The following is a 13964-nucleotide window of genomic DNA, read 5'->3' on the forward strand; positions in this document are numbered from 1 at the left end:
CTCAGACCCGCGCGCCGTCGTCGCCGTCGTCGGGTCGCTGGGCCGGCATCGACGCCACCAGGTAGGCGAACCCGCTGAGGAACCACAGCACCATCCCGGTCGTCGCCCACGGGGGCACGGCGATCTGGAGCACGATGAGCACGAGCACCAGCACCGGCATGCCCAGCACGCCCGTCCACGCCGCGAGGCGGGGCGGCGCCGGGCGGGGCAGCGGCGGCGGGGGCGGGGGCACGTAGCGCTCCTCCGGCTCCGGGCGTCGCGACCGGGCCGCGTCGGGCTCGTCGCCCCCCGGCGTCCCGGCGTCCTCGGGTGACTCCGGGGATTCCGGGGGACCCGCGGCGTCCGCGGTGTCCCAGGTGTCGTCGAGCTCGGCGCGGTCGCCGTAGTTCTCGACGATCGCGCGCCAGGCCTCGTCGTCGGCGCCGCGGTTCACGCCGACGAGTCTAGGTCGGCCTCGTCCGGCGGGTCAGGCCGTGACCCGGGAGATGAAGTCGAGCGACTCCTCGATGATCCGGTCGGCGTCGTTGTCCAGGGTGGCGACGTGGTAGCTGTCGGTCAGGATCCGCTCCATCACGTCGGGCACCCGGTCGCGGACGAGCGTGGCGGACGACGGGTCCACGACGTGGTCCTCCGCGGAGCGGAAGAGCAGCACCGGCGCCCGGACCGCCGCTAGCTGCTCGCGCACCTGCGCCCAGCCCCGGGTCATCGAGACCAGCGCCCGCAGCGGCGTGCGGGGGTAGGCGTGCTCGTCGACCCCGGGCTTCTTGATGTCGTTGCCGATGGCGGGGACGGAGGCCACCAGGCGCTGCAGCAGCGGCGCGGCGAGCAGCTGCTTGTTGGTGCTCGTCACCGCCGGGTTCACCAGCAGGACGCCGCGCACCAGCTCGGGGTGACGGGCGGCCAGGGAGAGCGCGAGGCCGCCGCCCATCGAGAGGCCCCCGACCACGACGGCGTCGCAGCGGGCCGCGAGGTCGGTGAGCACCCGGTCGAGGTGCCCCGACCAGTCCGCCCACGTCGTCGTGTTCATCTCCTGCCACGACGTGCCGTGACCCGGCAGGCGCGGCACCTCGACCGCGTAGCCCGCCTCCGCCAGCGCCTCGCCCCACGGGCGCATCGACGCGGGCGAGCCCGTGAAGCCGTGGCTCAGCAGGACACCGATGCGGCGCCCGCCGGTCTCCTCGGGGCGACCCTCGGCCGAGTAGGGGTGGGCCAGCGGGTGAACGGTCATGACGGGCATTCTGCCGCAGCACCCGCAGGGTCTAGGGTGCGTTCGCAGGACGGGGCCCGCCGAGGCCCGACGGGCCCGCTCGGGCCGGCCGACAGAGAGGTGGCGCGGTGTTCTACTGGTTCCTCAAGTTCATCGCCCTGGGCCCGTTGCTGCGGGTCGTGTTCCGCCCGCGGGCCGAGGGGCTCGACAACGTGCCCGCCGAGGGCGCCGCGATCCTCGCCAGCAACCACCTGTCCTACGCCGACTGGCTCTTCATGCCGCTCGTGCTCAGCCGTCGCGTCAGCTACGTCGCGAAGGCGGAGTACTTCACGGGCACCGGCGTGAAGGGACGGCTCCAGCGCACGTTCTTCTCCGGCTCCGGCCAGATCCCCATCGACCGGTCGGGTGCCAACGCCGCCGAGGGCGCGCTCATCTCGGCGAAGGGGGTGCTCGGCCGCGGCGAGCTCTTCGGCATCTTCCCGGAGGGCACCCGCTCCCACGACGGTCGGCTCTACCGCGGCAAGACCGGCGTGGCGCGACTCGCCCTGGAGACCGGGGTCCCCGTCGTACCGGTCGCCGTCATCGGCACCGACACCGTGGCGCCCCCCGGCAAGAAGTTCGGCCGGCTGGCGCGGCCCACGGTGCGGTTCGGCGAGCCGCTCGACTTCTCGCGCTACGAGGGCATGGCGGGCGACCGCTACATCCTGCGTTCGGTGACCGACGAGATCATGTACGCGATCATGCGGCTCTCCGAGCAGGAGTACGTCGACGTCTACGCCTCGCGCGCCAAGGCCGACGCCAAGAAGGCCGCCCGCGCCGGTGACGACGAGGCCCCGCGGGAAGGCGACCGCAAGGCCTCCTGACGTGGCGTTGCGCATCCTCCCGCCGGGCTGGCGGGACGCCGCCGCCGTGGCGGTGGAGAACCGCATGTTCCGCGCGCTCGCGCTGCTGCGCGTCGTGCTGCTCGTCAACGCGGTCGCACTCAACGTGGTGCGGCGCGACAACGCCCAGGTGCCGTGGGCGCTCTGGCTCTGCGTCATCGCGATGGTCGGGTGGACCGGCGTGGCCCTGTGGGGGTACGCGGCCCCCCGGCGCCGCCGCGCCCTGCTGCTCCTGCTCGACCTGGCCGTCGCGGTCGCGCTGATGCTGCTGACCGTCCCCATCAAGGGTGACGGCTTCCGGGCGAGCATCCCCGGGTTCTGGATCATGGGTGCGCTGCTCGCCTGGGCGGTGCACTGGCGCTGGCGCGGCGGCGCGGTCGCCGCCGTCGTCCTCATCGTGACCGACGTGTCGATGCGCCAGGAGCTCACGCAGACCAACTACGGCCACCTGTTCCTCATCGGGGTCGGCGCTCCGGTCGTCGGCTACCTCTGCGAGTCGCTGCAGCGGATGGCCGCCGAGCGGGACCGCGCCGAGCGGGAGGCCGCGGCCGCGGGGGAGCGCGCCCGACTCGCGCGCGCCGTCCACGACGGCGTGCTGCAGGTGCTCGCCCTGACCCAGCGACGCGGGGCGGAGCTCGGACCCGCGGGCGTCGAGCTGGCCCGCCTGGCCGGGGAGCAGGAGGGTGCGCTGCGGGCCCTCATCCGCCAGCAGGACACCCTCGCGCCGGCGACCGCGACGGGCGACGTCGACCTCGCGAGCGCCGTCGAGGAGCTGGGGCGGCGCACCCGGCCGCGGGTGTCCGTCGTGACCCCCGGCGTGCCCGTGCGGCTGCCGGCCGCGCAGGTCGCCGAGCTCGTGGCCGCCGCCGGGGCGTGCCTCGACAACGTCGCGGCGCACGTCGGCGACGACGCGCCGGCCTGGGTGCTGCTGGAGGACCTCGAGGACCGGGTCGTCGTCACCGTGCGCGACGAGGGGCCGGGCATCCCGCCGGGGCGCCTCGAGGAGGCCGCCGACGCCGGCCGGCTCGGCGTGACCGGATCGATCCGTGGCCGCCTGACCGACCTGGGCGGCACCGCCGAGCTCGCGACGGGCGCGTTCGGCACCGAGTGGGAGCTGACCGTCCCCCGCGCCCCCGAGGAAGCCGCCCCGTGACCATCCACAGCACGCATCCCTTCGCCGACCCCCACCGCGACCCGTTCCGGGCCCTGCGGGGACGCCTGGGCGGGGTCGTGACGCTGTGGACCGCGGGCGGTGGCGAGGACCGGGCGGGTCTGACGGTCACCTCCCTCATGGTCGTCAACGGCGAGCCCGGCCGCGTGCTCGGGCTGCTCGACCCCGACGCCGACCTGACCCTCGCGCTCGAGGAGACGCAGCGGGGCGTCGTGCAGCTGCTGCGCTGGCGGCACCGCGACCTGGCGGAGATGTTCGCCGGGGTCGCCCCGGCGCCCGGCGGCGTGTTCCGCCACGGCGACTTCGCCGACGGCCCCGCCGGGCCGCGGCTCGCGGACGCCGCCGGCTGGGTCGAGGTGCGGCTCGAGAGCGCCGTCGACGTCGGCTGGTCCCGCCTCGTGACCTGCGTGGTCGAGGCCGTCGAGCTGGCCGAGGGGCCCGAGGAGGACGCGGACGCGCTGCTCGTGCACCGGCGCGGTCGCTACGGCCGAGCGTGAGACCGGCAACTTCCGGGTTCACAGCAGCGGCGGCCCGTGCTCGACTGGGACGCATGGTTCGATCTCGGGAAACTCGACCACGTCCTGTCCGCCTGCTCCTCGGAGCCCTCCTCACGCCGCTCCTGGCGCTCGCACTGCTCGTGCTGCCGGGCGCCTCGCCGGCCGCGCACGCGGCGTACCCCACCCTCTCCGTCGGGTCCAGCGGCCCCGACGTGACGGCCGTCCAGCACCTGCTCACCCACCACGGTCGCGCGACCGCGGCGGACGGGCAGTACGGCTCGGGCACCGCCGCCGCCGTCACCGACTTCCAGTCCGCGAACGGTCTCGCCGCCGACGGCGTGGCCGGTCCGGCGACGCTGGGAGCGCTCGTCGTCACGGTGCGCCAGGGCGATTCCGGGCCCGCCGTGCAGGCGCTCCAGGTGCTGCTCAACGCACGGGGGGCCGGCCTCACCACCGACGGTGCGTTCGGCCCGGCGACCGACGCCGCGCTCCGCTCGTTCCAGTCGTCGCGCGGGCTCGCGTCGGACGGCATCGCCGGGCCGCAGAGCTGGTCGGCGCTGTTCGGGTCCGGGTCGACGCAGCCCCCGGGCGACACCTACGCCTCGCTGAGCGAGGAGCAGAAGGCCAACGCGCGCACGATCATCGGGGTCGGCAAGGGTGCCGGGGTGCCGGAGTACGGCTGGGTCGTCGCGCTCGCGACGGCGATGCAGGAGTCGACGTTGGTCAACGTCGCCTACGGCGACCGCGACTCGCTCGGCCTGTTCCAGCAGCGTCCCTCGCAGGGGTGGGGCTCGGAGGCACAGGTGCAGGACCCGGTGCTGGCCTCGAAGGCCTTCTACGGCGTCGCGTCGCACACGCCGAACCCGGGTCTGCTCGACATCGCCGGCTGGCAGTCGATGTCCGTCACGCAGGCGGCGCAGGCGGTCCAGCGCTCGGCCTACCCGGACGCCTACGCGAGGTGGGAGTCCCTAGCGCGCGACGTCGTCGCCAACGAGTCGGGCACGGCGCCGATCGGCTGAGCACCTCCGCAGCGCCCGGCGGTCCCGCACCCGGACGGGTGGCGCCGCGGCCGACGAGGGTCGGCCGCGGCGTACGCTCGAGCAGGTGACGGAGACCCCGACCGTGCCCGCCACGCCGGTCCTGCCGGACGGCGCGGTGCACCTCACCCTCGACCACGACTTCGCCACCGCGGTGCCGGAGCTCGCGCTGCCCTGGCGGGCCGCGGAGGCCCCGGAGCCGCGGCTCGTCGTGCTCAACGTCGCCCTCGCCCGCGAGCTGGGCCTCGACCCCGACGAGCTGCGCTCCCCGGACGGCGTGCGGCTCCTCGTGGGCGCGGCCGTGCCGGCGGGGGCGCGGCCGGTCGCGCAGGGCTACGCCGGCCACCAGTTCGGCGGCTTCTCGCCGCGGCTGGGCGACGGCCGCGCCCTGCTGCTCGGCGAGCTGACCACGCCCGACGGCGAGGTGCGCGACCTCCACCTCAAGGGGTCGGGACGCACACCGTTCTCGCGCGGCGGCGACGGTTTCGCCGTCCTCGGGCCGATGCTGCGGGAGCACCTGGTGAGCGAGGGGATGCACGCGCTCGGCGTGCCGACCACCCGGTCGCTGGCGGTCGTCGCGACCGGCCGTCCGGTCCAGCGCGACGCCGTCGAGCCGGGCGGGCTGCTGGCGCGCGTGGCGGCCAGCCACCTCCGGGTGGGCAGCTTCCAGTACGCGCGGACCAGCGACGACCCCGCGTTGCTGCGGCGCCTGGCCGACCACGCGATCGCCCGCCACCAGCCCCACCTGGCGGGCACGCCCGAGCCCTACGCGGGCCTGTACGGCGCGGTCGTCGCCGCCCAGGCGCGGCTGGTCGCGCAGTGGGTGCTGCTCGGCTTCGTGCACGGCGTCATGAACACCGACAACATGACGATCTCGGGGGAGACGATCGACTACGGACCCTGCGCCTTCGTCGACGCCTACGACCCCGGGGCGGTGTTCAGCTCGATCGACACGGGCGGTCGCTACGCCCTGGGCAACCAGCCGGCCGTGGCGCAGTGGAACCTCGCCCGGTTCGCCGAGGCGCTGCTGCCCCTCCTCGACGACGACCAGGAGCGGGCGATCGCCCGGGCGACGGAGCTCCTCGGGACGTTTCCGGGGGAGTACGTCGCGGCCTGGGCCTCCGGCATGCGGGCGAAGCTCGGGCTGGCGGGAGCCGGCGGCGGGCGGGCCGACCGACGAGGAGACGCTGGCGCTGGCCGAGGGGTGGCAGGGCATCCTCGCGTCGGGGCGCGTCGACTGGACGTCGTCGTTCCGGGCGCTGGCGGAGGCCGCGCGCGGCAACCCGGAGCGGATCCGGGGGATGGTGCTCGACCTGCCCGAGCTGGACGCCTGGCTGGAGCGCTGGCGCGCCCTGGGCCCCGACCCCGCCGCGATGGACCGGGCCAACCCTGTCTACGTCCCGCGGAACCACCTCGTCGAGGAGGCGCTCGCCGCGGCGCAGGACGGTGACCTCGCGCCGACGGAGCGGTTGCTGGAGGCGCTCGCCGCGCCGTACGACGAGCGGCCGGGGCTGGAGCGGTTCGCGGAGCCCTCGCCGGACGGTCTGGAGGGGTACCGCACCTTCTGCGGCACCTGACGCGCCCCGGATCCAGGACTGTCGGTGCCCCGTGCTGGGATGCCGGACGTGGCGGACGTGGGGAACGCAGTGAGACGGGTCGGGGCGGAGGCCCCGCGGCGGCTGGTGCGCGTCGACGCGTCCGTCACGGTGCCGCGGCTCGACGAGCACCAGCAGCGCGTCGTCGACCACCCGGGCGGCCCCCTCCTCGTGCTGGCGGGTCCGGGCACGGGCAAGACCACGACCCTCGTCGAGGCGATCGTCGACCGCGTCGAGAACCGGGGCGTCGACCCGTCCGAGGTGCTCGCGCTGACGTTCTCGCGCAAGGCGGCCGAGCAGCTGCGCGACCGCGTGACGGCGCGGTTGGGGCGCACGACGGGGGCGGCCATCTGCTCGACGGTGCACTCGTTCGCCTACGGTCTGGTGCGGCGCTACGCGCCGCCGGAGCTGTACGCCGCGCCGTTGCGCCTGCTGTCCGCGCCGGAGCAGGACGTGGTGCTGGCCGAGCTGCTCAACGACGCCCCCGAGGCCGTCCGGTGGCCCGACGGGCTGCGGCGGGCGGTCGGCACGCGCGGCTTCGCGCGCGAGGTGCAGGCCGTGCTGGCGCGGGCGCGGGAGAAGGGCCTGGAGCCCGACGACCTCGTCGCCCTCGGCGCGGCGAACGGGCTCGGCGAGCTCTCCGCGGCGGGCCACTTCCTGGAGGAGTACCTGAACGTCCTCGACGCCCACGGGGCGATCGACTACGCCGACCTCGTGCGCCGCGCTGTCATCGAGGCCGAGATGCACCGCGACGAGCTGCGGGCGCGCTTCTCGTGCGTGTTCGTGGACGAGTACCAGGACACCGACCCCGGCCAGGTCGACCTGCTGCGCGCGCTCGCCGGTGACGGGCGCGACCTGGTGGCGGTGGGCGACCCCCACCAGTCGATCTACGCGTTCCGCGGTGCCGACGTGCGCGGCATCCTCGACTTCCCGCGCGCCTTCCCGCAGGCCGACGGGTCGCCGGCGCCCGTGGCCGTGCTGTCCACGACCCGTCGGTTCGGCCCCCGGGTCCTGCGCGCGGCGAGCGCCGTCGCCTCCCGGCTCAGCCTCACCGGCAGCATCGACCCGGCCGCGCGGCGGGCCTTCGCCGCGCCCGTGGCCGCCACGGGGGTGCCGCGCGGGCAGGTCGACGTGCTCACCTTCGACACCGAGCGCGCGGAGGCGGAGCACGTCGCCGACCTCCTCCGGCGCGCGCACCTCGAGGACGGGGTGCCGTGGAGCGAGATGGCCGTGCTGGCCCGCTCGGGGCGCGCCACCCTGCCGGGGTTGCGGCGCTCCCTGGCGGCGGCCGGGGTGCCGGTCGAGGTGGCGGCCGACGAGCTGCCCCTCGTGCGCGAGCCCGCGGTGGCGGCGCTGCTGGCCGCGGTGGACGCGGTCGTGCACCTCGGGACGCCGGCGGGCGAGGCCGGGCACGTCGACGGCGCGACGGTGGAGCAGCTGCTCATGTCGCCGCTCGCGGGTCTCGACGCGGTCGAGGTGCGCGGCCTGGCCCGCCACGTCCGCGCCGTGGAGAAGCGTCGGACGGCGGTGACCGGAGGTGCCCCGCGCTCCTCGGCGGAGCTGCTCCGCGAGGCGGTGCTGGCCGACGGCGCGCTCACCGACCCGGACGTGCCCGGCGCGGCGAAGGCCGCGGTGCTCGGCGCCCTGCTGCGCCGCGCCCGCGCGCGGCTCGACGACGGGGGCACGGCGGAGGAGGTGCTCTGGGAGCTGTGGGACGGCACGTCGTGGCCCGAGCGGCTGCGTCGCGCCGCGCTCCGGGGCGGCCCGGCGGCCCGCCGGGCCCACCGCGACCTCGACGCGCTGTGCGCCCTGTTCGACGCCGCGGCGAAGCTGGAGGAGCAGCGCGGCCACAGCGGGGTCGCGGGCTTCGTGGCCACCCTGTCGGCGCAGGAGATCCCCGGCGACTCCCTCGCCGACCGGGGCGTGCGCGGCGAGGCCGTGCGGCTGCTCACCGCCCACCGCTCCAAGGGGCTCGAGTGGCGCGTGGTCGTGGTGGCCCACGTGCAGGAGGAGGGGTGGCCCGACCTGCGGCGCCGCGCCTCGCTGCTGGGGCCGGACCGCATCGGCCGCCGGGAGGACGGCCTCCTGCCGCCCCCGGGGGCCCGGGAGGCGCTCATGGAGGAGCGGCGGCTGTTCTACGTGGCGTGCACGCGTGCGAAGGAGCGGCTCGTCGTCACGGCCGTGCGCTCGGGCGACGACGACGGCGAGCAGCCGTCGCGGTTCCTCGCCGAGACCGGCGTCCCGGTGCAGCACCGGTCGGGCCGTCCCGGCCGCCCGCTCTCGATGGCCGGAATGGTGGCCCACCTGCGCCGCACCGCGGCGGACCCCGACCGACCGGAGGTCGTCCGGCGGGCGGCCGCCCGCCGGCTCGCCCGGCTCGCGGCCGTGCAGGACGAGCAGGGCCGCCCGCTGGTCCGGGGCGCCGACCCCGGCACCTGGTGGGGCACCCGCGGCCTGACCCACGCGGAGCAGCCCGTGCGGCCCGCGGACGAACCGCTCCGCATCTCGGCCAGCACGCTCGGATCGGTGCTGACGTGCCCACTGCGGTGGTTCCTGGAACGTGAGGCGGGCGGGAGCCAGGTCAGCAGCGCCTCCCAGGGCTTCGGCCTCGTGCTGCACGCCCTCGCCGAGAAGGTGGCGCGCGGCGAGCTGCCGGCGTCCCCGGAGCGCGTCGACGAGCTCATGGCCCACGTCGACGAGGTGTGGCCGCAGCTCTCGTTCCGCACGCCGTGGTCGGGCGCCCGGGAGCGCACCGAGGCGCGGGCCGCGCTGCTCCGCTTCCTGCGCTGGCACACGCGACCGGACGCCCGTGCGGTCATCGGGGTCGAGCAGGCCCTCCGGGCGGAGGTGGTGCTGGGCGGCGAGCGGATCGTCGTCCACGGCTTCGCCGACCGGCTCGAGCTCGACGACCAGCACCGGGTGGTCGTGGTCGACCTGAAGACGGGGAAGTACCCGCCGACCGGCGCCGAGGTCGCCGAGCACCCCCAGCTGGGGCTCTACCAGCTGGCGGTGGACTCCGGGGCCGCCGACGCCCTCGTGCCGCCCGAGCACCGGCCCCTGCGGGCGGGAGGTGCCGAGCTCGTGCAGCTCCGCAAGGAGGCCCGGGGGAGCGTCAAGGTGCAGGCCCAGCCGCCCCAGGAGCCCGACGAGCACGGGGTGCGCCTGGTCGAGGCCCAGCTGGTGCACGCGGCGACGGTCCTCCGCTCGGAGCAGTTCGGGGCACGTCCCGGGGGCCACTGCGACACCTGCGCGTTCGTCGCCGTCTGCCCGGCGCGTGGCGCGGGGACGGTGCTCTCGTGACCGCCCGCGAGCCGGTCGCCATCCCCGACCCGGGGGCGCTCCAGCGGGTCATGAAGGCCGCCTTCCCGGTCAGCGACGAGCAGTGGGAGGCGGTCAGCGCCCCGCTGGAGCCGGCCGTCGTCGTCGCCGGCGCGGGCTCGGGCAAGACGACCCTCATGGCCGCGCGGGTGGTCTACCTCGTGGCGACCGGCCAGGTCCGTCCCGAGCAGGTGCTGGGCCTCACCTTCACCACCAAGGCGGCGCGCGAGCTGTCGGTGCGGGTCCGGGAGGCGCTCGAGGTGGCGGGGTACGGCGCGGGCTCCGACGCCGCGCGCGGTGCGTCCGCCCGTGACGGCCGGGGGGACGACGACGAGGTCGAGGTGCTCGAGCCGACCGTCGCGACCTACAACGCCTACGCGGCCGCGCTGCTGACCGAGCACGGGCTGCGGATCGGCCACGAGCCCGACACCCGGGTCATGGCGGACGCCTCGCGCTACCAGCTGGCCGAGCGGGTCGTGCTGCGTCACCGGCGTCCCGTCGAGCTGCTGAGCGACCACCCCGCGACCGTGGTCGGCAACATCGTGGCCCTGGAGGGCGCGCTGTCGGAGCACCTCGTGACGGTCGCCGACGTGCGGGCCTTCCACTCGCGCGAGGTGCCCCGGTTCCAGGCGAGCCTGGAGACGTCGCGCGCGAAGAAGCCGATCGAGGACGTGCTCCACGCGATCCGTCGGCGCGAGGAGCTGCTCGACCTCGTGGAGGAGTACCAGGAGCTGAAGGCCCGCCTCGGGCTCATGGACTTCTCCGACCAGATCGCCCTGACCGCGCGCCTCGCCGACGAGCACGCCGACGTGGGGCGGGTCGAGCGGGAGAAGTTCGCCGTCGTGCTGCTGGACGAGTACCAGGACACCTCCGTGGCCCAGGCCCTCCTGCTGAGCCGGCTCTTCTCGGGGCCGACGGCGGCGGACGGCCGCGGCCACGCGGTGACCGCGGTCGGCGACCCCAACCAGGCGATCTACGGCTGGCGGGGGGCCTCGGTCTCCAACATCCTGGGCTTCGGTGCCGACTTCCCGGCGGCCGACGGGCGCACCGACGTACCGACCTACACGCTGACGGTCAACCGCCGGTCCGACCGGCGGATCCTCGCGTCGGCCAACCTCCTCGCCGGGCCGCTCTACGCGGCGTACGCCGGGGTGCGGCCCCTGCAGCCGCCCCCCGGGGCGGCGGACGGCACGGTGCGGGTGGCGGTCCACGACACGTACGACGACGAGCTCGCCTGGCTCGCCGACGAGGTGCTCGCCGTCCACGGGCGGGGCACGGCCTGGGCGGAGATCGGCGTGCTGACCCGCGACAACAAGCACGCCGCCGACGTGTTCGACGCCCTCACGGCGCGGGAGGTGCCCGTCGAGATCGTCGGGCTGGCGGGCCTGCTGCGGCTGCCCGAGGTGGCCGAGGTGGTCGCGACGCTGACGCTGCTCCACGACCTCACCGCCAACGCGGCGGCCCTCACGCTGCTGATGGGGCCGCGCTGGGCGATCGGTCCCCGGGACCTCGCGATCCTCGGGCGACGGGCCCACGACCTGGCGGCGGGCGACGACACGGGGCCGCGCGCGGCGGTCGCCGACTCGCTGGCCGCCGCGGTCGAGGGTGCCGACCCGACCGAGCTGTCGTCGCTGTGCGACGCCCTGGAGTCCCCGGGGGAGGCGCCGGACTACCCCTACTCGGCGGCGGCACGCACCCGCATCGGCCTGCTGGCCGGTGAGCTGCGGATGCTGCGCACCCACGTGGGGGAGCCGCTGCTCGACCTCGTGCGGCGGATCATCGACACCTGCGGGATCGACGTCGAGCTGGCGAGCGCGACGTCGCCGTCCGCGGCGGCGCGGCGGGACAACCTCGACATCTTCGTGCGAGCGGTGGCCGACTTCCAGGCGATCGACGGCGACGTGAGCCTGGGTGCACTGCTGGCCTACCTCACGGCGGAGGACGAGATGGGCACGGGCCTCGACGTGGCGACCCCCACCGAGGCGGACTCGGTGAAGCTCCTGACCGTCCACCGGGCCAAGGGCCTGGAGTGGGACGTCGTGTTCCTCGTCGGCGTCGGGGAGGACAAGTTCCCCACCAAGCAGACGCGCACCCAGTGGATCACCGGACCGGCGGTGCTGCCGTCCCCGCTGCGGGGCGACGCGCGGGACGTGCCGCAGCTCGCCGGCCACGAGAAGGCGGACCTCGAGGCGCTGCGCGAGGCCGCACGGGCGCACGAGGCGATGGAGGAGCTGCGGCTGGGATACGTCGCGTTCACCCGCGCCCGCCACGAGCTGGTCGCGTCGGCCTACCTCTGGACGGAGACCCGGGCGTCCCCGGTGGGGCCGTCGCCCTACCTCCAGCCCCTCGTGGCGGTCCTGGAGGACGCGGGCCGCGCGCCGGAGCGCTGGGTGGAGCGGCCGGAGAAGGGCACGCCGAACCCGCTCAAGGCCGAGCGCCCGCCCGTGCCGTGGCCGGTCACCGAGCACACCACCGAGGCCGAGCGGCGCATCGCGACCGCCGCGCTGGTCCGGGCGGAGCAGCGTCGCCTCGCCGAGGGCGAGGCCGGGCCCGAGGACGACGCGGACCTCGACCTCGTCGGCATCGCCGAGGTCGCCGAGTGGGACGACGAGATCGACCGTCTCCTCGCCGAGGCCCGTCGCGACAGCCAGCCGGTGCTCGAGGTGCCCGTGCCCTCAAGCCTGTCGGCGACCTCGCTCGCCCGGCTCCGCGACGACCCGGAGGTCATGGCGGGGGAGCTGGCCCGGCCGATGCCGCGGCCCCCGTCGCCGACGGCGCGGTTCGGCACGCGCTTCCACGGCTGGGTCGAGGCGCGCTTCGGCCAGCAGGACCTCTTCGCGGAGGAGGAGGTCTGGGGCCAGGGCGACGCCGACATCGACGGCGACGACGACCTCGCCGAGGTGGTCGCCGCCTTCGAGGCGGGGCCGTTCGCCGACCGCCCGCCCTTCGCGACGGAGGCGCCCTTCGCGCTGGTGCTCGCCGGGCAGGTGGTGCGCGGCCGGATCGACGCGGTCTACGCCGAGCCGGCGGGCTCCGACACCGACTTCCTCGTGGTCGACTGGAAGACCGGGCGGTCGGGTCGCGCCGACCCGATGCAGCTGGCGGTCTACCGCCTGGCCTGGGCGGAGCTCCACGGGCTGCCCCCGGAACGGGTGCGGGCCGCGTTCTGCTGGGTGCGCACGGGGCGGCTCGTCGAGCCGCGCTCGCTGCCCGACCGGGCCGCGCTCGAGCGACTGGTCACCGACCTGTGAGCGCCCGGGCCGCCAGCCGTAGGCTCGCGGGGTGAATGACCGCGTCGACGACTCCCGTCCGCTCCCGCACGTTGCCCTCTCCTCCTTCGCCCACGACCGGCACGGCCTCGAGCGCACCGACGCCGACTGGTTGGCGCGGGCCTGGGCCGACCCGACGACGCGCGTCCTCGCCATCGCCGGCAACCGCATGCTGGTGCGGGACGGCGTGCCGGCGTGGCTGCCGGTCGCCGAGCTCCCGGCCGTCGCGCAGGAGGACGGCGCGCTGCGCCTCCTCGTCGGGGAGCACGACGGTGCGACGTACTTCGCCGCCGTGGTCGACCCGGCCCGCGCCCCGCATCCCGCGGAGCAGTGGCAGGGCACGCGCGAGGTGCTGGAGGCGGTGCTGGGCTCGGATCGCGGCCCCCTGCTGCTCCACGCGATGGGCATGGCGGAGTGGCACTGGGCGACCCGTTTCTGCGTGCGCTGCGGAGGCCCGCTCACGGCTTCGCACGCCGGCCACGTGCTGGTCTGCTCGTCGAAGAAGGGCTGCGGTCGGCAGCACTTCCCGCGCACCGACCCGGCCGTGATCATGCTGGTCACCGACGGGGAGCCGGGGAGCCCCGACGAGCGCTGCCTGCTGGGGCACGCCCAGGCCTGGCCCGCGGGCCGGTACTCCACGCTGGCCGGCTTCGTCGAGCCGGGCGAGACGTTCGAGGACGCGGTGCGGCGCGAGGTGCACGAGGAGACGGGCGTCGGGGTCGGCGCGGTGTCCTACGTCGGCAACCAGCCCTGGCCGCTGCCGGCGAGCCTCATGATCGGCTTCCGGGCACGGGCGACCACGACGGCGATCGACGTCGACGGTGCCGAGATCGCGCACGCGGCGTGGTTCACCCGCGACGACATCGCGCGCGGGCTCGCCGACGGGTCGCTGCTGCTGCCGGGCCCGGTGTCGATCTCCCACGCGCTCATCCAGGGCTGGTACGGCGCGCCCCTCGCCACCAGCTGGTGACGAGGGGCGGTCGGGCTCC

Annotated in this window: 11 protein-coding genes; 9 read left to right on the plus strand and 2 right to left on the minus strand. The window is 75.9% G+C overall.

The window, feature by feature from the left end:
• Nucleotide 1: 1 nt before the first annotated feature.
• Entirely contained in the window at nucleotides 2-433 is a 432-nt protein-coding gene (locus QE405_RS02575) for a hypothetical protein (RefSeq protein WP_307198657.1), read from the minus strand.
• A 33-nt stretch (nucleotides 434-466) separates the two neighbouring features.
• Complete coding sequence (locus QE405_RS02580) at nucleotides 467-1228, minus strand: alpha/beta hydrolase (RefSeq protein ID WP_307198658.1); 762 nt, start codon at nucleotides 1226-1228, stop codon at nucleotides 467-469.
• A gap of 107 nt (nucleotides 1229-1335) precedes the next feature.
• Between QE405_RS02580 and QE405_RS02585 the strand changes: the two genes are divergently transcribed.
• From QE405_RS02585 to nudC, 9 genes are all read left to right on the plus strand, one after another.
• Complete coding sequence (locus QE405_RS02585) at nucleotides 1336-2070, plus strand: lysophospholipid acyltransferase family protein (protein WP_307198659.1); 735 nt, start codon at nucleotides 1336-1338, stop codon at nucleotides 2068-2070.
• Nucleotide 2071: 1 nt separating this feature from the next.
• Entirely contained in the window at nucleotides 2072-3241 is a 1170-nt protein-coding gene (gene macS, locus QE405_RS02590) for a MacS family sensor histidine kinase (RefSeq protein ID WP_307198660.1), read from the plus strand.
• Entirely contained in the window at nucleotides 3238-3756 is a 519-nt protein-coding gene (locus QE405_RS02595; protein WP_307198661.1) for a flavin reductase family protein, read from the plus strand. Before macS ends, QE405_RS02595 begins: the two co-directional genes overlap by 4 nt.
• A gap of 53 nt (nucleotides 3757-3809) precedes the next feature.
• The gene (locus tag QE405_RS02600; protein WP_307198662.1) at nucleotides 3810-4775 is read left to right on the plus strand and encodes a peptidoglycan-binding domain-containing protein; all 966 of its coding nucleotides are present in this window, start codon (nucleotides 3810-3812) and stop codon (nucleotides 4773-4775) included.
• Between the two features lie 85 nt (nucleotides 4776-4860).
• Nucleotides 4861-6243, plus strand: coding sequence for a protein adenylyltransferase SelO (locus tag QE405_RS02605; RefSeq protein ID WP_307198663.1), 1383 nt, complete (start codon nucleotides 4861-4863; stop codon nucleotides 6241-6243).
• A complete protein-coding gene (locus QE405_RS02610) occupies nucleotides 6167-6370 on the plus strand; it encodes a hypothetical protein (protein WP_307198664.1) in 204 nt (67 codons plus the stop codon). Before QE405_RS02605 ends, QE405_RS02610 begins: the two co-directional genes overlap by 77 nt.
• Nucleotides 6371-6439: 69 nt before the next feature.
• Nucleotides 6440-9688 carry an ATP-dependent helicase gene (locus tag QE405_RS02615; RefSeq protein ID WP_307198665.1) on the plus strand — a complete coding sequence of 1083 codons (3249 nt, stop codon included), beginning with the start codon at nucleotides 6440-6442 and terminating at the stop codon, nucleotides 9686-9688.
• Nucleotides 9685-12957, plus strand: coding sequence for an ATP-dependent DNA helicase (locus tag QE405_RS02620; protein WP_307198666.1), 3273 nt, complete (start codon nucleotides 9685-9687; stop codon nucleotides 12955-12957). The genes QE405_RS02615 and QE405_RS02620 overlap by 4 nt, the downstream gene beginning before the upstream one ends.
• Nucleotides 12958-12988: 31 nt before the next feature.
• Nucleotides 12989-13945: an NAD(+) diphosphatase gene (gene nudC / locus QE405_RS02625; protein WP_307198667.1), complete on the plus strand. Its 957-nt coding sequence runs from the start codon at nucleotides 12989-12991 to the stop codon at nucleotides 13943-13945.
• The last annotated feature ends 19 nt before the right edge of the window (nucleotides 13946-13964 follow it).

Source organism: Nocardioides zeae (genome assembly GCF_030818655.1).
Taxonomy (GTDB): Bacteria; Actinomycetota; Actinomycetes; order Propionibacteriales; family Nocardioidaceae; genus Nocardioides; species Nocardioides zeae_A.